Here is a 19,831-nt window from a genome sequence, read left to right as displayed (position 1 = left end):
AGCCTCCCGTTTGTAAGATCATGGACTACGGGAAGTATCAGTATGAGAAAAACAAACGCGCACGCGAGGCTCGGAAAAAGCAATCGAAGGTCGTCCTGAAAGGAATGCAGTTCCGTCCTGATACCGCGGAACACGACTATCAGTTCAAAAAGCGGCATGTCGAAGATTTTTTGAAAAATGGGTGGAAGGTTCGCGCGACCGTGCGGTTCCGAGGCCGCGAGATGCTTCATACCGACCTTGGTAGAAGTTTGCTTTTACGACTTAAAGGCGATTTGGAAGAGATTGCCGATGTGGAACAACCGCCACGGATGGAAACCCGCATCATGTCAATGATCCTCGCGCCAAAATCTGTGTAATGTTTTTGTCGTCGCACGCGTGTTTCCGCTTATAATTTTTTGTAGGGCGATCTCCCAGTCACGACATCTTCTCTTTCTGTCGACGCGACCCTTTTGACGCGATACGTTTATACGCGGTATTGCTCGTGGGAGAAAGAAACCTTTAAAAAAACGTATAGGTTCCAAGTTGCGTCGGGAGTCGCCGAATACGATTGTGGAACGAAGTGGAGCAATTTAACCATCAACTCGTGCTTTAACATTTTATAACGGCGTCGAGTTGATGGTTAACAGGTGGCCATAAGTAGAAAAAAGGATATTCTAATGCCGAAAATGAAAACACATAAAGGTGCGGCAAAACGTTTCAAGTTCACGTCGAAAGGCAAAATTCGCCGTAATCGCGCATACGCAGGACACCTGTTTATTTCAAAATCAGCAAAACGCAAACGCAGATTGCGCCAGGCGACTCTTGTTGATCCGAGCAACGCGAAACGCTTGAAACGCCTCATTCATCAATAAAAATGAATGTCCGGTATCTATGATAACAACGACACATATCCGGGCAGATTGTAGACCCGATCGCCGATAGCACCGACGGTCGTGATAGGAGCTTTAAATGGCACGAGTAAAAACAGGGAGTGTGCGACGCAAACGCCGTAACCGGATACTGAAACATTCTAAAGGTTACCGTGGTGGGCGAAACAATCTCAAACGCACGGCTAAAGAAGCGGTAGAGAAGGGATGGAACTATGCCTACGCACACCGACGCGCTCGCAAACGCGATTTCCGACGACTGTGGATCGCGAGAATTAACGCCGCCGCCAGATTGCACGGACTCACCTATAGTCGATTCATACATGGGCTCAAAGCCGCTGGTGTTGAACTCGACCGGAAAGTCCTCGCTGACATCGCCGTGAACGATGAAGCCGGTTTTGGACAACTCGTCACCCTCGCAAAAGGTTAGGTGTAGGTGTGATCCTCTCTTCTTGATAGATGCCTATTGCTTTCGTCCTGGTAAGGAAATTAACCTTTGTAGGACAAAGTGACAGGCATTTTTTATTGGGTGTCCCGTGATGGATGGCTTGTTTTCTGTCCTCGCTGAACCACAACAGAACTTAGCAAATCGGTCTCTTCATGGTACCAAATCCGTAGCCCGTAACGTAGTGGAGGGCGGTTTTAAGAAAGGCATGTGAAATTTGAGACGTACGTTGTTTAACCGCAAGGAATAATTAAAAAAATGAAAGCGGAATTACAAGCGATTCAAGCCGAGGCACTTGAAGCTTTAAAAGCAGTGAAAACACCAGACGCGCTTGAATCGCTCCGAATCACATATTTTGGGCGTAGAGGAAAGCTCACCGATGTCATGAAGGGCATGGGCAAACTTTCCAAAGAGGAGCGACCAGTAATTGGCAAACTCGCAAATGAGGTGCGCACCATGCTCACGGAAGCGTTTGAAGTAGCCACGCAGACACTGCATCGTCAGCAACAGGAACAGCAGCTTGAAGAAGAAGCCGTTGACATCACACTTCCCGGACGGAAACCGACTTACGGGAAGGCACACCCCATAATGCAAACGTTGGAGCGGATTGAGGCAATTTTCGGTCAAATGGGATTCCAAGTGGTGACGGGCCCCGACGTTGAGACCGAGTATTACAACTTTGATGCGCTGAACACGCCTGCCGATCATCCGGCTCGCGATTTGCACGATACTTTTTACCTGACGGACGGACGTCTTTTGAGGACCCATACCTCGCCTGTTCAGGTCCGCGCCATGGAGACCCAAAAACCGCCGATCCGAATTATCGTGCCAGGGAAATGTTATCGGGTAGACTACGATATCTCCCACACCCCGATGTTTCATCACGTGGAAGGTTTGCTTGTGGATACGCGCGCCACTTTTAGCGAACTCAAAGGCGTTCTGACCTCCTTTGCTCGACAAATGTTCGGAGACAAGACTCAGATGCGCTTCCGTCCCCACTTCTTCCCTTTTACAGAGCCGAGTGCAGAGATGGATATCACCTGTGCCGTCTGTCAGGGAAAAGGGTGTCGGAGTTGTGGCGGCACAGGCTGGGTCGAAATCTTGGGGGCTGGGGCTGTTGATCCTGCTGTATTTGAAGCCGTGGACTACGACCCGGATCAGGTTACAGGATTCGCCTTCGGTATGGGGGTGGAGCGGATTGCGAACCTCCAGTTTCGCATCCCGGACATCCGAACGCTCTACGAAAACGATCTCCGATTCCTACGTCAATTCTAATGGGGGGACATAGGTGAAACGCTTTTGTTTTGCAATCGTCATACCCATCCTTATTCTTTACACCAATTCTGCTGTTTCCGAAGTTAATGACGCTGCTCAACAGGTCCTCGCCACTATAGAATGGGTCTCAATTCCCAAAGGCACCTTTCTGATGGGGTCAACCCCCGAGGAGACAAAAGTCGCTTACGAAGACGCGAAATTGCGGAGTTCTATGTTGGAGCAACACACTTTCCACGCTGAATTGCCGCGACATCCAGTCTACCTGAGCGCTTACGAAATATCGCGGTATGAAATCACCAATGCACAATACCGCGCCTTCGTTGAAGCAACAAACCGTCCCACGCCGCGCGGACACAGTGGTGAGGAGACGTGGGCAGATGAAACACTTAACGGGGACACACAGCCCGTTGTCGGCGTAACATGGTTTGATGCGCAAGCGTTTGCAGACTGGATCGGCGGAAGCCTACCAACCGAAGCACAGTGGGAACGTGCAGCACGTGGTGCGGACGGACGAACATATCCGTGGGGGAACACACCGCCGAAAGCACGTCAGCATGCCAACTTCGCGCGCCGTTACAATCGTCCGATACCGGTAGGTCAGTTCCCGAAAGGTGAATCTCCGAACGGCATCGCAGACCTTGCCGGAAATGTATGGGAGTGGTGCCTTGATGAATATAGCCCAACTTTCTATCAGCAACATAACGGTGAAACCTCCCAGGATCCACTCAATCTCCGATTCCGAGATGTCCTACGTGCAAGGGTCATTCGGGGCGGCGCGTGGGATGTCGGAAGAGCGTTTCTTCGTTCAAGTCTACGGTTCAAATTCTATCCTTTGGATTCAACACATACAATCGGATTTCGGGTTGTCCGTCCCCGCCCAATAATAAAAGAATAGCCCGCCCATGACCATGCGCCAACGGAAACACGACGTGCATCGCCTCCTGTCTCTTATATTACAGACCTGTCTCTTTCTCATACACCCACTGCTCGGTAGTGCTGCGCCCTATTTCCGAGACGTGACCGATGCAATGGAACTTGACTTTCGACACATCAACGGTTTCTCAGCGGAACGTCGACTCGTTGAAACCATGGGGAGCGGAGGCGCACTCTTTGACTTTGACAATGATGGCGACTTGGATCTCTATCTCGTTCAAGGCAATTCGCTCTTGCCAGCAACAGAAGCGTCCCCCACAAACCGTCTCTATCGAAACGATGCGGGTGTTTTTGTTGACATCACGACCGCCGCAAACCTCGGTGATACGGGTTATGGTCTCGGTGCTGTCGCCGCGGATTATAATTCTGATGGGTATCGCGATCTGTATGTAACAAACTTAGGCAAAAATATCCTCTACCGAAACAACGGGGACGGCACGTTTACCGATGTAACCGAACACGCACAGGTGGGCTGTCCCTTGTTAAGCGCGAGTGCCGCATTCGCAGATATTGACCGAGACGGCGACTTAGATCTTTACGTGTGTAACTATGTCGAGTACGCCTTGGAGACCGATATTCCGTGTTATTACAAAAACGTCCTGCGTATCTACTGCGGTCCCAATGAATATCAGGGCATCGCCGATGTGCTTTACCGAAACAACGGCGATGGCACCTTCACAGACATAACGAGATCTGCAGGGGTCTATGAACCTACGACGCGGGGGCTCGGGGTCGTCTTCACAGATGTGAACAACGACACATGGTTGGACATCTACGTCGCAAACGATATGTCTCCGAATACACTTTTCATCAATCAGGGTAACGGCACTTTTCGAGAAGAAGGCGTGCTTCGCGGCGTTGCCTACAACGGCGATGGCATAGCAAACGGTTCTATGGGCATAGACGCTGGAGACTACGACAACGACGGTGATATTGACCTCTGGGTGTCCAATTTTGCATTGGAGGCGAACTGCCTCATGCAAAACGATGGCGACGGCTATTTCGAGGATGTGACGTTTGACACAAACCTCGCCGATGCTTCTTTCTACGCGCTCGGTTTCGGTACGCGCTTTATCGACTTTGATAACGACGGTTGGTTAGACCTACTCGTCGGGAATGGACATATCTGGGACAATGTGGAACAGATTGACGCGAAACAGAGTTACGCCCAACCTGTCCAGCTGTTTCGCAATCAAGGCGGCACTGGCTTCACCGAGATTACCGCCGAAGCAGAGCTGAATAAAACACCTTACGTCGTCCGCGGGATGCTCTTTGGGGATATAGATACGGATGGCGATGTGGACGTTGTGCTCTGTCAATCGAACCGCCCCACAGTTATTCTCAGGAACGAGGTCGGTAACACAAACGCTTGGTTAACGGTGGAATTGGTAGGGATAGATGGCAATACGGAGGCGATCGGCGCGCAGGTTCAGTTAGAAGCGAATGGGACAACACTCTTACGGGAAGTTATCTGCGGCGCAAGTTACCTGTCGGGTAACGATCTGCGTCTCATTTTTGGGTTAGGACAGGCATCGCAAATAAGTAACCTCCAAATCCGATGGCACAACGGGAACATTCAGCAGTTAAGTCGTAAAGTGCCAATCCGTCAAATTGTCACATTTTCGCAGAATTGACACTTTTCACGGTTAATACTACAATGGAGGATAAGGTAGCATTGGGAGATGGCTATTTTTCTTGATATCCAAGGTACGTAGCCCGGAACGTAGTGGAGGGCGGATATACGGAAAGGAACGTAAAATTCTTAACCCACCTGACCGAACCGCAAGGTAAAATTAAAATATGAAAATTGTTGAAGAAAGAGAAGCGTGGATTCACACGCACTTCATCCTTGATAGTTTCTTTGTCACCGAGCAGGAACGCAGGCATATCTCTATCAGTGTCGAACCCGAACTGATGCATCTCGGACTCCAATACGGTCTGACGTATAACATCGCGCCTTCAAAGCATCGCGCCGTCATCGTTCTTGAATGCATACCCTTCGATCCGGTCAAAGCGACAATTAAAGAACTGATTAACGGTGTCATCGAGGATTTTCCGGTCCGACTCCCTGAACAACGGAATGTTGTTACCAACATTACCGTCGCGGACCAAGAAACAGAAACAACCGGTATTAATGACCGAGTCCCAGTGCAGTGAGTACCTGTGTGCCGACAGTCCCATCGGTGATGTTGAAAATGGATGGGAATTCGTCCCGCCAACTATCATTGGCACCCGGGCAAAATTGGCGAGCGTTACCTTCGATAGCCGTTACACTGGGGATACGCGCAGCGAGTCCAGCGGAGTGTAAAAACGACGCACCCGGACACGTCAGATCCTGAACAGCGAGGAACATACCGTATCCTGCGGCGGCTGCACCCATCAGCAACGCTTGGGACTGTCCTTTGCACGCCTTGAGTGCAACACCAGAATACCCTTGCTCGCGTGCCAGTAGAAAGGTCTCAAAATCGGTCAGTGACTCATCGATGACCACCGGTTTTATCTCGGCGGCTTTGTGCATCTTATTTTCGGGATGCGCCTTCAGATCCCGGTCTGTCGGTTGTTCGATATAAGCGAGGCGTTGGAAAGCGTTGCCCTCTGCTTCTTGAATCTGGCTGAGAAATTCCAATAGGTATTCAACATTTTGACAGGTTTCGTTGAAGTCAGCAGAATAGTGCCATGTGTCAACACCGCGTTTTGCCTGTGTTTCGGCGGTGATCTTGTCGATTGCAAGAACGCGTGCGACATCCCACGCCAAGTCGTCGCCGTTCAGCTTAATTTTTAGATGCGTGAGTCCATCGGCAACGATCCATTCAGGAAGCGTTTCTGGGAGCCCGTCATTGAGACGTTCTGGAATATCCGTGTCGGTGAGTGGATCCAGCGCGCCGACGAGATGGTAGAGCGGTATATTCGGCTTCGGTTGCCGTGCCGTGTATTGGTCAAGATATTTACCCGTAAACCGTTCATTCAAGCTTTTGTCAAGCAAGTTTTGGTTTGCAAGCGGCACCAAAAAGTGCGACAGGTCCGCCTCAATAAAGTCTTTGCCCAATCCGTCGTAACTATTGATCCCGTTCGCTTTGCCGAACGCGTCGTGGAGTGCCGCGTCAATCGGACTCGTCGTAACGACTGTGCAGAGTTTCGGCATCGGCGACGCGAGTTGCATATTATGGGACAAATCATCGGCGAGTTTTAAAAATTCTGGCTCAAGCACTTCAGAAAGTTCAAGCGGGTGTGCACAGAGTGTGCAATCCCGTGTTGTCGCTACCGCCAATTCAGCAAGTTTTTTCATCGCGGCGAGACTCTGGTCGAAAGGCGCGTAGCGCGGTGGAAATGCCCAAACGTTACCGAGCGGCATGGAGCCTCTTCCTTCTGCCTCTTGGTTTCCATCGCGCGTTTGGACCTGCACCCGGACATTAAAGAGGACACAGCGATCCGTCGGCACGCCACCGAACTTGAGTGGGGTCCGGTATTGATGTTCTTCAAAATCGTAATGAACGTCAAGGATGCGAATATCTGTCGATTTTGTCATAATTTTTAATTTTACCTTGCGGTTCGGTCAGGTGAATTAGATACATCGTGTTACGTAACGTAGATCCGCCTGCGTGTTTTTGCTTGGGTATTTCTGCGTATTGTTGCAGGCTACAGGTTTGGTGATAAAATTCAAGATAACGCAAAATGCGTAGCCCGTAATAGAATGGAGGGGTTTTGGCTTGGGCGTTTCTTCAGATTTAAGAGATGCACGTCCAAAATTCAAATTCCCGTCATTTCTCCGCGAGGTAAGTTTAAAAGATTTCCGACGGTACGTCAAGCAATTTCTCTGCTCCTTATACCTGCAACCAAATGGAGGTTCTGCCAATGGCACACAACACAAGAGTCCAAAAACTCACTTCACTTCTTGATAAACATCACACATATCGGGACACCTGTCTCAATCTCATCGCTTCGGAGAACACGCCTTCGCCATTGGTAGAAGAACTTTTTGACGAACGGCTGGCACGGCGATATGGAAATTATTCTGGCGTTGACATCTACCAACGGAATTACAAAGGCAATCGCTATATCGCCGAAATAGAGGGGTACACGCAGGAATTAGCAAAGGCGCTTTTCGGGGCAGCGCATGTCGATTTCCGCCCATTATCAGGGAATATCGCCGGGATTGCGACGACGTTTGCATTAGCGAAGCCGGGCGATACGGCATTAGAGGTGCATAACGGACACCACTATGCCCAAAAACTGCTCTCCTCACCCCTCAAGATAGAACTCCAGTCGATTCCGATTCCGTGGGACGGACACCGTTCAAACATTGACCTTGAAGCGACGCTTGAACGCATCGCAAAACACAAGCCGAGAATCATTAATATCGGCTCTGGTGTGTTTCTCTTCCCGCAACCCGTGCGGGAGTTGAAAAAGGCGATGCGCCAAGCGAATCCAGATTCCTACCTTATCTACGATGCCTCACACGTCATAGGACTCATCGCCGGTGGACGGTTTCAATCTCCGTTTGATGAAGGCGCGGATGTCATTATTTCCAGCACGCATAAAACACTTGCTGGACCACAAGGCGGAATGGTTCTAACAAACGATGCCTCCATCGCTGAGCGAGTTGCGAGAGGGGTCTATCCGTTGCTGATGAGCAATCATCACCTAAACCGACTCCCGGCGTTAGCAGGAACGTTTATAGAATGGATGGAATGCGGCGCAGCACAAGCAGATGCGATTGTTACGAATGCGAAGGCACTCGGACAGGCATTGGCAGAACGCGGTGTTCCGATACTCGGTGCCGACCTCGGTTTCACGGAGTCGCATACCTTGATATTGATTGTGGATAAATATGGGGAGGGCGGTGCACTCGCAAACCATCTGGAAGCGTGCCATATTATCGCAGGTGCCGCAGGATTGGTGCCTGAAGTCGGCACCTCTGGATTGCGTATGGGGGTTCAGGAGGTCACCCGATGGGGCATGGCCCCGACGGATGCACCGGACATCGCGGAATGCATCGTCGCAGCACTCTCCGGTGGGACGCCTGAAGAACTCAAACCAAAGGTCGCAGAAGTCGCGCGTCGTTTTGACACAATCCAGTTCACCGTCGATTGAAGGGACCTAAGAGGCATATAGACCAAGTAGGACTCGACCCCACTTCACCGCTGGCGAGGTTTCCCAACCTCGCCTCGCTATGTCTGAGTATCTAAGTGTTTGTATACTTTACCATAAAACGATTGAACCCACCTGCTTTGTAAGACTTACTTTCACTCCTAAAAGTGACCAATTTCCGCTTCAATTTGCCCATATTGTTGCTAACAATTCTACATTAGATTTAATTTTTTACTTGACACTTGATAATCTAATAGGGTATAATGGTTAAACCCTATTTAGCAAAGACACATATAGAAAAGGGAAATATTCATGAAAAATAAAAAAACCTTTATTACAGCCGTACAGGATGGCAACATAGATATAGTCAGGCATTTATTGGCGGTTGATAAAACCCTCTGCGCCCACATCGACGCACCGTGGTTCAGTTTCGATGCCCCCGCGATCGTGTTTGCCGCCGCATCTGGCAACCGTGACCTCATTGAGGTGCTGCTTGATGCTGGCGTGAACATTGATGTCAAAAGCAGTTGGTGGGCAGGCGGCACTTCAGCGTTACACCACGCTGCCGGTTCCATGCTGAACTACAATAGAGAACTTGCCGACTATCTGATTGAACAAGGCGCAACCATCGACGCACACGCCGCCGCAGGCTTAGACATGTCCGAGACGCTTGCTGAATTGATTCGCAAAGACCCTGAAGTCGTCAACGCGCTGGGATGTGACGGTATGTCTCCACTCCATTTCGCCGCGACACCCCGAATCGCTGAACTCCTTCTCACACACGGTGCCGATATAAATCTACGAGACCGTGACCACAACGGCACGCCAGCACAATGGACGATGAGAAGACGGCCCGAGGTGTGTCGTTATCTCCTTGGACAGGGTGCCGAGGCGGATGTTGTCCTCTATTGTGTGATGGGTGACGTTGAGCGCGCAAAGGCGGAATTCCAAAAGAATCCGGAACTCCTCACGCTCCGAATTAATGTGAAATCCCCTAACGGCTACATTATACCGGCACTGAAGGCATCGGATCTTGACAGTCAACAAACGGATGAAGTTCCCGGTGGACATGTCTATGCTTATCAGGTCGGACCGACTATGCCACTGCTTGAGATAGCACTGCAATCCCAACAATCAGCAATCGTTGATCTGCTCATTGACGCAGGTTATGAAATCAACTTTCGGGATTGGTATGTGCTTGTTGGACAGGGACCGAAGCGGTTTGATGCATTGCTGAAGGGGTTTCTTACCAAGGGGTTGGACATCAACGCCCGTCGGAAACATCGGCACGGAATATGGGCACCCTTGCATTGGGTAGCGCAACGCGGGCTCACCCATGGTATCCTATGTCTGTTAGAGAATGGTGCCGATCCGAATATAATTGATGACAAGGGACGAACCCCGATGCATATCATCGCGCAGAAAGGGGTGGGAAAAAATCAGGTGCAGTTACTCATAGAACATGGTGGCGACATTAACGCTCGCGATGCGAATGGCAAGACACCACTTGACTACGCACGAAAAGCGAACAGGAAAACCGTTAAGGATTTCCTCACAGACAAACACGGGCAATAAATCTGCGCAACCACCGCAATGCGGTTCGCTGAAGGCAAAACGACAATTGAGGTCTTTGAAGAGTAATCGCTTATGAACTCAAGGAAATGTCGTGGATTAGGGAAGAGCGACATTCAATGGGTTTCCTATTCATTCGCTTTTTCTGTGAATCAAATGTTAGGGAGATTTGAGCATGCAATATAATGACAACTCGCCATTCTATAAATTGCTTACTACGAAATATAAAAAAGATGAAGAGACTCTTGGTATTGCCATTGTTGAAGCGCATCCAGAAGTCGCGAAGCTAACGTGGCCCGGTCCTGATAAGCAAGGACAACCGTTTGTCAAAGGGAGTACCGCGTTGCATTACGCTGCCAATGACGGAAAAGATCAGCTTGTTCTTAAACTTCTTGAACATGGTTCGGATATTAATGCCAGTGGTGCACACTGGTACCGTTCTGTTCTTTCTTGGGCTGCAAATAATGCGCAAATTTCAACCATTCGCCTACTGCTGGCTAACGGAGCAGATCCAACATCCTTAGATGCATTACATGCCGCTGCGTTTGGCGGTTCTTCATGCGGCGAAGGTCGAGAACAAGAATACGCAGAAACGCTGCGCATCCTGATTGATGCGGGTGCCGATATGAACGATCGTCGCCATTTTCAGAACCAAACCCCACTTGGAATCGCTTTAAAAAGTGGAAACAGAGGGGCGATTGCGTATTTACGCGAAATTGGTGCCGCAGAAGCATAAGATCCACCGATTTACTCTATGAATAGGACCAATTTATTGGTATAATAGGGTGAGGTTTCTGTACCTCACCCTACTTATCTTTATCCCATGAAAAATTTGTTTGTCTCTCTTTTATTTATTTTATTATCCGTGTCGATTCAAGGCGTAACCTTGGAATTTGCTTTTCAACTCTATTTTACGTGAAACCTATCCGATCGGCATCCAAGCATTAGTCTTTTCGCCAAATGGTGAGTATTTGGCGGTCGCGCTATGGGATACTACCATCCAAATTCTACACTGGGGGACGCGAAATGAACGATGAGAAAAATTTAGAAGAAGGATCTTACATTGACGAAAAAGGACGCACACGCTGGCATGAAAACGATGAGATTGCACTGCAATTCTTGGAACTTCACACTTTTCTGATTATTGCCGACTATCCGGAAGACCACGCCTCACGATACCCATGGTTGGCGAATTATATCTCTCGGTTCCCGGAACCGGTGTCAGATCTCATCGCCCAAGGACGGTTAATAGAAGAGATTCCGGGGGCTGGCGAAGTAGTGGAGCAAATTGTTAAGGAATTTCTGGACACGGGGACGAGTGCGAAACTGGAGGAGTTCGCGGGTGATACACCACGAACGGTTGTGGAACTCGTGCCTATCCCTGGGCTGGGTGCCAAAACAATTAAGCGACTCTATGAAGAGGTCGGTGTAGATAGCCTCGTTTCACTCCGATCAGCGATTGACGAAGGAAGACTCAAAGGTTTCCGTGGCATCGGAAAAAAGACATTGGAGAAAATTGAAGCATATCTTGATGAGGTATTATAGGTTTATTCTCAAAATAGGCGGGTCATAAGCCCGCCACTATATATAATAGGTGAAATCATGGCAAGATCACTCACTGATGGCGAAATGGTTAATGGCAAAAAGCATGGGTATTGGGTTACCTATTACGCCAATGGATTCAAGCGGAGCGAAGGTAACTACATTCATGGTAAGAAGGACGGACCTTGGATCACTTACCACAAAAATGGAAACAAGGCGGGCGATGCTACCTTCCGCGATGGAAAATACGAGGGGCCTTGCATAACCTATCATGAAAACGGAAACCTCAGATCCACAGGAGCTTATCCCAAGCATGAGGGTAAATCCTACGACGGTAAAAAGGAGGGTCCCTTTTACGGTTACGAAGAGGATGGCGAAACAATGTGGCTAATTGTAACCTACAAGAAAGGTGGTGCTCGCGCAAAACCGGATGACTACCCACTCGGTGTCTGCGATGTCTGTGGCGAAGGTAGACGGTTGAAATGGGGCGATACTTGTCCGAAGTGCGGTAACGAACTGGATCCTCTTGATAGTTGTTAATAAGGCTTGTTGTATTCATAAGCAAACGTAACGACCCCAAACACCTACCAATAACTGACAACTGAAGACTGAGATGCCAAACGGGTCGACGGGAAGGAAGGCATGGGAATCGAATTTGACGGAGCCAGTCATGTGGTCATTCCAGCGAGTGAGACCACTGACGACTTCCTCGATGGATTTACGTATCTGCTCTGGGCGAAACCACTTCGTAACCCTTCCGGTCCGCACGTTCGACTCATAGAAAGGGATTGGCATAATCCGAACATTCTTATCGGTCCAACCGACTTTTATGGCAGTTTCCTCAAAGGTGGAATAGATAGTAGTCAAATTCGAGGCGGCACTTGGGAGATGGACGAGTGGAGTTTTGTCGCCTTAACACACGACGGTAAGACGCTTATCCTCTATGTTGATGGCGAGGCGGTCGCCGATTTAGGTGTCGGAAAACCGGATTTCAGTCAGCAGCACGATGGCGGTTCAATCTGGTTAACCCGTTGGAAAGGCGCAGCGGGGTGGGACTTTGCGGGAGTCCTTGACGAAGTTGCTATCTTTAATACGGCTCTCGGTGAGGATGACCTGAATACCATCATGGAAAAAGGACTTGAAAAAGCACTGTCCGTTTCCCCAGTTGAAAGGTTAACAACGACGTGGGGAGACATCAGGAGAATAGCAGTCAACGGTCAATAGTCAAAAGAATAGCGGTCGGTTGTCAGTAAGACTTTGTAGCGGGAACCGTTCTCGTTTAAGTTGCACACGCTTTTTACTGATGGCTGATTGCTCTTAAAACCGCAAGGAAAATTAGAAAAATGGCAAAGTCACTGACCGATGGTGAAATGGTTGATGGCAAGAAGCACGGCTATTGGGTCACCTATTACGCGAATGGACATAAACGGAGCGAAGGACGCTATACCCATGGCAAAAAGGATGGGCTTTGGATTCAGTACCACAAAAACGGTAATAAAGCGAGCGAAGCCTCCTTCCGCGATGGCAAGAACGAAGGCGAGTACATGTGCTATTACGAAAACGGGAACCGCAAATGGGGCGGTCCCTATCGAAAACACGATGGCAGCTCCGCCGATGGCAGAAAAGAAGGCGTCTGGCTCTGTTACGAAGAGGATGGCGAAACGGTGTGGCGTATCATCACCTACAAGAAAGGCGGGGCTCGGGCAAAACCCGATGAATATCCGATCGGTGCCTGTGATGTTTGTGGCGAAGGTAGACGCTCAACGTGGGACGATACCTGTCCACAATGCGGCACAGAGATTTCTGACTAATCCTTGCTCTACCGCTACCACCTTCCTGTTGATACGTTTAAACTTATACCATATCTGATTGAATATTTATCATAAGTGTGTTGTTCTTTGTTTCATAGAGAAGTTCTCCGAAGCGTTTGCTGACAGTCTCAACGTCTTGGTGCTTGACAAGGGTCGTTTTCATCAGGCGAAATCCTTGGAAATCCCTGAGAATATCGTTTTCGTTTTCTTACCGCCTTAGAGTCCGGAGTTGAATCCGATTGAACGTCTCTGGCAGGATATCAAGGCGAAGTTATTTGTTGAGACGTATAAAACCTTGCAAGCGATGCAAGCGAAGATCACCGAGATCCTTGTCGACGACTCGGATACCGAGATTGCTAAACTTACTGCATTCTCACATTTCATAAAGGCTGCTAATGCGATATAAACTCTTAGAAATGGTATTACATCCGGCGTGAGAAGAAATCGTCTGACACCAACCTAATAAATATTGTCGAAAAGGATGAAAGAAAAATCTATGAAAATTAACTGGGGATTTTGGCACGGTTTGGCGTTGTTAGCGGCGTTTTTCGCTTTGCAACTACCAAACGCAACAAAAGCCGAAACACAAACGGAATCTGCTCACAGAGTTGCGACTGCTATCCGAATCAAAGATGCCCCGCCCCAATTAGATGGTGTTTTGGATGATGACATCTGGGAGACCGCGCCCCTCCACGAAGGTTTCCATCAACGCGATCCCGATGAGGGAAAGCCGGCTTCCCAACGCACCACGTTCCAAGTCGTCTATGATGACGAAGCGGTCTATTTCGCTGTCATGTGTTATGACAAAGAACCCGACAAAATTGTTTCCCGACTCGTTAGGCGGGACGACTACGTTGAATCCGATAAAGTCCAGATTCTCCTTGATCCGCACTACAATCGGCAGCGCGCCTTCTCATTTACGATCTATCCTTCCGGCTCTGTGTTAGACGGCATTACTACGGGCGGCGGTTGGAGAGGCTGGAACAATGCTTGGGATGGGGTCTGGGACGCAAAAACTCGGATTCACGAAAATGGGTGGGCGGTAGAATGTAAAATCCCATTTTACATGTTCCGTTTCTCTCCAAAAGACAAATACACCTGGGGGCTACAAGTAGAGCGTGAGATTAGCCGCAGAAAAGAGCGTGCCCACTGGCGTTTGATTAAAAAAGGGGATCCGGGGTGGCTATCTCATTTCGGTGATTTGGTAGGGATAGAGAACATCCACCCCTCTCGACATTTAGAATTGATACCCTATACGATGGGCAGGACAACCCTGAACAGCGAGGCTGATTTATGGGGTGGTGTTGGGGGTGATGTCCAATACGGTATCACTTCTGGGATTACGCTCAACGCCACAATCAATCCCGACTTTGGACAGGTGGAGGCGGATCCGGCTACCTTGAATCTTTCTGCCTATGAGGAATATTTTGAGGAACGCAGACCCTTTTTTGTTAAGGGGGCTTCCATTTTTAACTTCGGCGAGGGGGAAAATCAGTTCTTTTACTCACGGCGGATCGGACGACGACCCGGACATTTTGAGCTGCCAGACGATGTGATGGAACTCGATCGTCCAGAAGCGACAACAATTCTCGGTGCTGCCAAAATCGTCGGTAGAACCAATAGTAAGACCTCTTTCGGTATCATGGAGGCTGTTACCGCACCAGAGTATGCACAGATGAAAAAAAATGGCGAAACCCACGATCACCTTGTTGAGCCGTTGACAAACTACTTTGTAGGTCGGGTGACACAAGATATCCTGGAGGGAAATTCTCGCGTTGGACTGATAGGGACATCGGTAAACCGACAGGCGTCCAATGCCGCGTATGTCGGTGGACTTGACTGGGATCTGAAATTTGCGAAGGAGCGGTACCAGATAAGCGGAATGATAGCAGCAAGTCAAGCCGGAGAACTTGAGGCACGTAAATCGGGTTACCTCGCACATATTGAATTTGAGAAACAGGGCGGATGGTGGCGACTCGATACCGATTTTAATGTTCGCTCTCCAGGCTTAGATATAAATGATATAGGATATACACAGCGCGGCGATATGATGAGATGGTTCTATGACTTCATCGTAAAAAAAGAGCAACCCTTTAGTATTTTCCGAGAAGTCACTTTCGGTCTCTACGGTTGGCGGGAATGGAACTACGACGGCGTTAGTATCGGTCGCTATTCCGAGATATGGACAGATGGGAAACTGAAGAACTATTGGGAGTATGACCTGTGGGTGGGGCGGAATTTGGAGTCGTTTAACGACGAAGATATCTGGCGGGGTGGGACGCTGATTAAGAATCCCGCGGGTTGGTGGATTTTTACCCAACTGAGAACCGATAGTCGCAAAATGGTTCAGCTTGAACTGAATCCGATTTTTGCATGGGACGATAATAATAAAAATTCTGAAAAGGAAGTTAGTCTCCGTCTGAACATTCGTCCTGCGTCGAACATTGAACTTAGCATCGGACCGATGTATCGTTACCGAATTTATGATGCTCAGTGGGTCGGGTTAGTTGAAGAAGATGTCAATGGTTATATCCATAAACACTACGTCTATGGAGAATTGACGAGTCAAACACTTGACTTTACAACGCGCGCGAATATCAGTTTTACCCCAACATTGAGTCTTCAATTCTATGTGCAGCCGTTCATTACCGTCGGAGACTATACCAACTTCAAAGAGTTGGTCGAGCCGAGGTCCTATCAGTTCAAACCGTATCCGCTGAAGCGGAATCCTAATTTCCACATGCGCTCGTTGCGAGGGAATACCGTGCTTCGTTGGGAATTTCGTCCGGGGAGTACGCTGTTCTTGGTGTGGTCTCAATCGCGTGCAATAGAGTTAGAGGATGTGGGCGCAGCCGACCTTGAGTTTCGTCCCGTCCATCGCTTGAGAAGCAGTTTCACGGATCCTGGGAAGGATATCTTCCTGATTAAATGCCGATATTGGTTTGGAATTTAATCCTTTTCATGCGCGCAGAAAAAATAAAACTTGACAGAGAGTGTAAGAATTGTTAATATAATGTGAGTTTGGCATAAACATTCAGAGAATTCTCTCTGGAAAAGCGTTATTTTTATCAAATTTCTTTCACCTTTGTGAGATTATGCACCTTTTCCACCGTAAAATTGTGTCTTTAATAATCAAAGGGTTCTTTTTCTAATTTCTCTTTTACGTCGGATTCACATTGATAACATAAATGAGAGAAAAATCGGATGTAACAACACGTTAAAGCGCGAACACTTAACCACATAGGAGGTGCGTCCCATGAAATCGCGCCGAATGCCTCTCGTATGGATGGTATCGCTCGGCATACACGCCTGCCTTGCAGTCGTTATAGGGTACATCGCCATCTCATCTCAAGCACAGAAAGCACAAGATACGATTGATCTGAGTTTCTTCATCGTTACGCCACCCCAAGCAGCGAAAAGGGATGTTATTCAGAAGCCAACCGTTGTAACAACCCCTGTTCCAGATTTGAGAGTCGTTCCACAAACGGAAACGACGCAGCGTCGGACAACAGTCGACCGCGCGACGAGATCGTCCTCAACTGCGGCACCTGCAGCATCGCTTATGGCAAGCGCACCCGCTGCCCCAAGAGGACAGCAGGTCAAAGTTCCGAGTGCGTCTCCCGTGATCCAGCATACGACACAACCGCTCTCAACGGCTGCACAACTGCCGACGGCATCAGATGGATTACCTACCGCAGGCTTGCCCAGCGGCGGGCCAGTTACGGATGGCATAGGCGTAGGTATTGGTGACGGTTTGGGTAGCGGGACCGGGCGTGGAACTTTCGGTTCAGGATCCGGTTTCGGACAAGGACGGACACAAAGCCGCGGCGGTCTGAACTCGCTCGTAGACGGGGCAGGTGCTGCAAATATCAACGCATCCCTGTCGAATGTCGAAAAGAATATGGTTCTCGGTAATGGTGTCCCACAACTTCCGAAGGGAAGCCCAGGTGCCATCATTCAAGGTCGGGGGACAGAGATTATTGGAAGTCTCAATCTCGTCCGTCTCGATGATCCATTGCATCCGAACCTCGATATATGAGGCAGCGGCATCGGACATCTCCGATTCGGGGCAGGTCTGCCCTATTTAGTCCAGTCGCTGAATGCAGAAACAGGTATTCAAACCCAAATGGTGGATGCCGTTCAAATTACGGATGCAGCGTTTTTTGAGTCCCCCATTATCTTTATGGAACCGGTTCCCAAATCCTCAGTGCAACTCCATAATGGATTGTTAGGGGGTGGTAATCTCTGGAATGCGAAAGGGGATCGCCCTTCCTTCGGTTATACCGACCGGGAGGCGCAGCGACTCCGAGAATATGTCATCAATCGCGGTGGGTTCATCTATATGCCGACACATGGAAACACGGAAGCGGCAATGCAGCCCGCAATGCGGGTCTTACGCCAGATTCTGCCTGAATACCACCTCACGACTATCCCGCAAGATCACGAGATTTACAACAGTTTCTATGAGTTGAGCGGACCCCTCCGTTTTCCCGTCCGGAAAATTGGGTCTACCATTCTCCATCACGGTCCGTATCGTCAGTTACAAGGTGTTTTCGTTGATGATCGGTTGGCTATTCTTGTCGATACAGAAGCAATGATGCACGTGATGGATGGTGCTGTCCAGAAACCTTTCTTCGGTCACTATCAGGATCGGAATAGAATCTTGGATGAATTCGCGCCAGCCGCTGCACGACAACTTATTAACGTTATCATCTATGCAGTGACACACGGAAACATCTCGGATTACAGCAACTATATTCCTGCGAGTGCCCTCGTTGATGGCGAGATCGAGAGTGCCCCTAAAAGGTTACCCAATGCCGCAAGTCGGTTGTAGCAGAGCGTCAAACATTAATGCTTCGTCACAGCGGTTAAGGCTTGTGTAATCACCAATGATCCTCAATACAGTATGACAACTGCCAGTGTTTTCACGCTGGCAGTTCATTTCATCCACGGTCTGATTTTGTCTTTGCGAATATCTGTGTGTTCCTGTTTATCCCTTCACGCTAAACGCAAAAGTAGCTACAAAGGAACCCGTCTCTATTGACATGACAGGAGACACATTCGGGATAAAACTGTTTCCCTACTGTCAAGAGTGTATTAAAGGCGGTCGCATGGGACGTGTGTGCCCACTGATCAAACTCCTTTCGGTGACAGGTCGCACACGCCTGAGAACCGACGTAACCACTTCGGGGATCCTGCTCGAGTGCTTCATCAGAAAACAGACGTTCACCGCCCGCTTGCAATTGTGGGTCAGTGGCGACTTGCGTATGGAAGTCCAGCAAAAGTTCCCTGATTTGTGTGTCGTCTTCCACATCCTCGGTCAGTGCAATTTGTTGTGCCGAGGCACCTAAAGTGTCCCCCACATTCAGCAGCAGTGCCCCCAAGGTTTCCCCGTTGACACCACTATAAGCGAGAAGCACATTTCCCACGTTTTCTGTTTCTCCGGTTCCAGGACTCAAAATCGCTGAAACGCTCTGATACTTTTCAGCTATCGTCCGGTTCACTTCCGGGGACAGATTGCTCAGGATAACGATAACGTCGACTTGCTTCTGTATTTCAGAAAAAAGAGGGGCGAGTTCCGTGAGAGTTGTGTCTTCAAGTCCCAGCGATGAAAGCCCTAACACTGCCACTTTTTTATTCCCCACGTTTTTGGTCAGAAGAGATTGAACATTGCCGCCGAATCCCTCAATATTGGTGGTAAGGATCGGAAACGCTTGGTGAGCGAGTGTCCCTGTCAGAACGTCCTCACCCCAAATCATATCCGCTTTATCGGGGACGAGTGCCTCATATTTCAACAATCGCATTGATTCCAGCATCTTCTGTGTCCTCAGATAGTCCAATGGGAGCACCGCAGGAGGCGCAAGTGTTTCGGCTACGGCATCATTGGGAGATGTCAGAAGATCCTCCTGCATCTTGGAGTCTTGAGTCGGGAGAACACCACCCAGATCTACCAACAACGGAGAAAATCCCTGAGATCGAATAGACGCGAGTGCAGTCGCACGCCGCGGCAGCCCACCCGATTGACCGATGAAGCAGCCACACGGCTCAAGATGTCCGTGTGTGCTGCCCGTATACAGCACGAGTAACGTCTCTTCCGGTGAGGCACCCTTCAACCTTGCCATGAACTCGTTCAACGGAACAGCGTTGATTTGAGATGCCTCGTGTTTTACTGTCTTAATCTGTTTTAAGCGACGCGCCTCGCTCAACCGGTGATAGATCGGCGGTGTCGCCACGAGCGCGGTTAGCAGCAATATCCATAGGAGATGTTTTTTCTTCATTATGTTCCTTTTATACATTCT

Annotated in this window: 19 protein-coding genes; 17 read left to right on the top strand and 2 right to left on the bottom strand. The window is 49.2% G+C overall.

Translation table 11 applies throughout. The features are described 5' to 3' along the window. The 7 genes from infC to F4X88_05825 all read left to right on the top strand — a co-directional run. On the top strand, nucleotides 1-356 hold a 356-nt coding region (gene infC, locus F4X88_05855; GenBank protein MYA55800.1), incomplete at its 5' end, for a translation initiation factor IF-3. Nucleotides 357-656: 300 nt separating this feature from the next. Continuing rightward, on the top strand, nucleotides 657-851 hold the full coding sequence (gene rpmI / locus F4X88_05850; GenBank protein MYA55799.1) for a 50S ribosomal protein L35: 195 nt from the start codon (nucleotides 657-659) through the stop codon (nucleotides 849-851). A gap of 97 nt (nucleotides 852-948) precedes the next feature. Further along, complete coding sequence (gene rplT, locus F4X88_05845; protein MYA55798.1) at nucleotides 949-1,296, top strand: 50S ribosomal protein L20; 348 nt, start codon at nucleotides 949-951, stop codon at nucleotides 1,294-1,296. A gap of 273 nt (nucleotides 1,297-1,569) precedes the next feature. Then, on the top strand, nucleotides 1,570-2,586 hold the full coding sequence (gene pheS, locus F4X88_05840) for a phenylalanine--tRNA ligase subunit alpha (GenBank protein ID MYA55797.1): 1,017 nt from the start codon (nucleotides 1,570-1,572) through the stop codon (nucleotides 2,584-2,586). A 13-nt stretch (nucleotides 2,587-2,599) separates the two neighbouring features. Then, nucleotides 2,600-3,481, top strand: a complete 882-nt coding sequence (locus tag F4X88_05835; protein MYA55796.1) for a formylglycine-generating enzyme family protein — start codon at nucleotides 2,600-2,602, stop codon at nucleotides 3,479-3,481. Between the two features lie 7 nt (nucleotides 3,482-3,488). Further along, nucleotides 3,489-5,153 carry a CRTAC1 family protein gene (locus F4X88_05830; protein MYA55795.1) on the top strand — a complete coding sequence of 555 codons (1,665 nt, stop codon included), beginning with the start codon at nucleotides 3,489-3,491 and terminating at the stop codon, nucleotides 5,151-5,153. A 166-nt stretch (nucleotides 5,154-5,319) separates the two neighbouring features. After that, nucleotides 5,320-5,676 carry a hypothetical protein gene (locus F4X88_05825; GenBank protein ID MYA55794.1) on the top strand — a complete coding sequence of 119 codons (357 nt, stop codon included), beginning with the start codon at nucleotides 5,320-5,322 and terminating at the stop codon, nucleotides 5,674-5,676. Here the strand turns inward: F4X88_05825 and F4X88_05820 are convergent. Beyond that, the gene (locus tag F4X88_05820) at nucleotides 5,651-7,045 is read right to left on the bottom strand and encodes a hypothetical protein (GenBank protein ID MYA55793.1); all 1,395 of its coding nucleotides are present in this window, start codon (nucleotides 7,043-7,045) and stop codon (nucleotides 5,651-5,653) included. The two genes, F4X88_05825 and F4X88_05820, sit on opposite strands and share 26 nt — an antisense overlap. Before the next feature lie 311 nt (nucleotides 7,046-7,356). On the opposite strand from F4X88_05820, the gene F4X88_05815 reads away from it, so the two are divergent. The 10 genes from F4X88_05815 (at nucleotide 7,357) to F4X88_05770 (ending at nucleotide 18,366) form a co-directional block, all read left to right on the top strand. Next, the gene (locus tag F4X88_05815) at nucleotides 7,357-8,610 is read left to right on the top strand and encodes a hypothetical protein (protein MYA55792.1); all 1,254 of its coding nucleotides are present in this window, start codon (nucleotides 7,357-7,359) and stop codon (nucleotides 8,608-8,610) included. Between the two features lie 309 nt (nucleotides 8,611-8,919). After that, nucleotides 8,920-10,182, top strand: coding sequence for a hypothetical protein (locus F4X88_05810; protein ID MYA55791.1), 1,263 nt, complete (start codon nucleotides 8,920-8,922; stop codon nucleotides 10,180-10,182). Between the two features lie 172 nt (nucleotides 10,183-10,354). Next, nucleotides 10,355-10,915 carry an ankyrin repeat domain-containing protein gene (locus F4X88_05805; protein ID MYA55790.1) on the top strand — a complete coding sequence of 187 codons (561 nt, stop codon included), beginning with the start codon at nucleotides 10,355-10,357 and terminating at the stop codon, nucleotides 10,913-10,915. A 224-nt stretch (nucleotides 10,916-11,139) separates the two neighbouring features. Continuing rightward, nucleotides 11,140-11,724: a hypothetical protein gene (locus F4X88_05800; GenBank protein ID MYA55789.1), complete on the top strand. Its 585-nt coding sequence runs from the start codon at nucleotides 11,140-11,142 to the stop codon at nucleotides 11,722-11,724. A gap of 57 nt (nucleotides 11,725-11,781) precedes the next feature. Continuing rightward, entirely contained in the window at nucleotides 11,782-12,261 is a 480-nt protein-coding gene (locus tag F4X88_05795; protein MYA55788.1) for a hypothetical protein, read from the top strand. 102 nt (nucleotides 12,262-12,363) lie between these two features. Further along, nucleotides 12,364-12,945, top strand: a complete 582-nt coding sequence (locus F4X88_05790) for a LamG domain-containing protein (protein ID MYA55787.1) — start codon at nucleotides 12,364-12,366, stop codon at nucleotides 12,943-12,945. A gap of 119 nt (nucleotides 12,946-13,064) precedes the next feature. Further along, nucleotides 13,065-13,532 (top strand): hypothetical protein, encoded by a 468-nt coding sequence (locus tag F4X88_05785; GenBank protein ID MYA55786.1) that lies wholly within the window; start codon nucleotides 13,065-13,067, stop codon nucleotides 13,530-13,532. A 481-nt stretch (nucleotides 13,533-14,013) separates the two neighbouring features. After that, nucleotides 14,014-16,485 carry a carbohydrate binding family 9 domain-containing protein gene (locus tag F4X88_05780; protein ID MYA55785.1) on the top strand — a complete coding sequence of 824 codons (2,472 nt, stop codon included), beginning with the start codon at nucleotides 14,014-14,016 and terminating at the stop codon, nucleotides 16,483-16,485. A 303-nt stretch (nucleotides 16,486-16,788) separates the two neighbouring features. Next, nucleotides 16,789-17,571: a hypothetical protein gene (locus F4X88_05775; protein ID MYA55784.1), complete on the top strand. Its 783-nt coding sequence runs from the start codon at nucleotides 16,789-16,791 to the stop codon at nucleotides 17,569-17,571. A gap of 87 nt (nucleotides 17,572-17,658) precedes the next feature. Then, nucleotides 17,659-18,366, top strand: coding sequence for a DUF4159 domain-containing protein (locus F4X88_05770; protein ID MYA55783.1), 708 nt, complete (start codon nucleotides 17,659-17,661; stop codon nucleotides 18,364-18,366). A gap of 169 nt (nucleotides 18,367-18,535) precedes the next feature. On the opposite strand, the gene F4X88_05765 is transcribed toward F4X88_05770, so the two are convergent. After that, a complete protein-coding gene (locus tag F4X88_05765; protein ID MYA55782.1) occupies nucleotides 18,536-19,828 on the bottom strand; it encodes a hypothetical protein in 1,293 nt (430 codons plus the stop codon). Between the last annotated feature and the right edge of the window lie 3 nt (nucleotides 19,829-19,831).

The organism is Candidatus Poribacteria bacterium, assembly GCA_009839745.1.
In the GTDB taxonomy this organism is placed as follows: domain Bacteria; phylum Poribacteria; class WGA-4E; order WGA-4E; family WGA-3G; genus WGA-3G.
The sequence above is the reverse complement of the archived record's forward strand: the minus strand, read 5'-3'. Positions and strand labels throughout refer to the sequence as shown.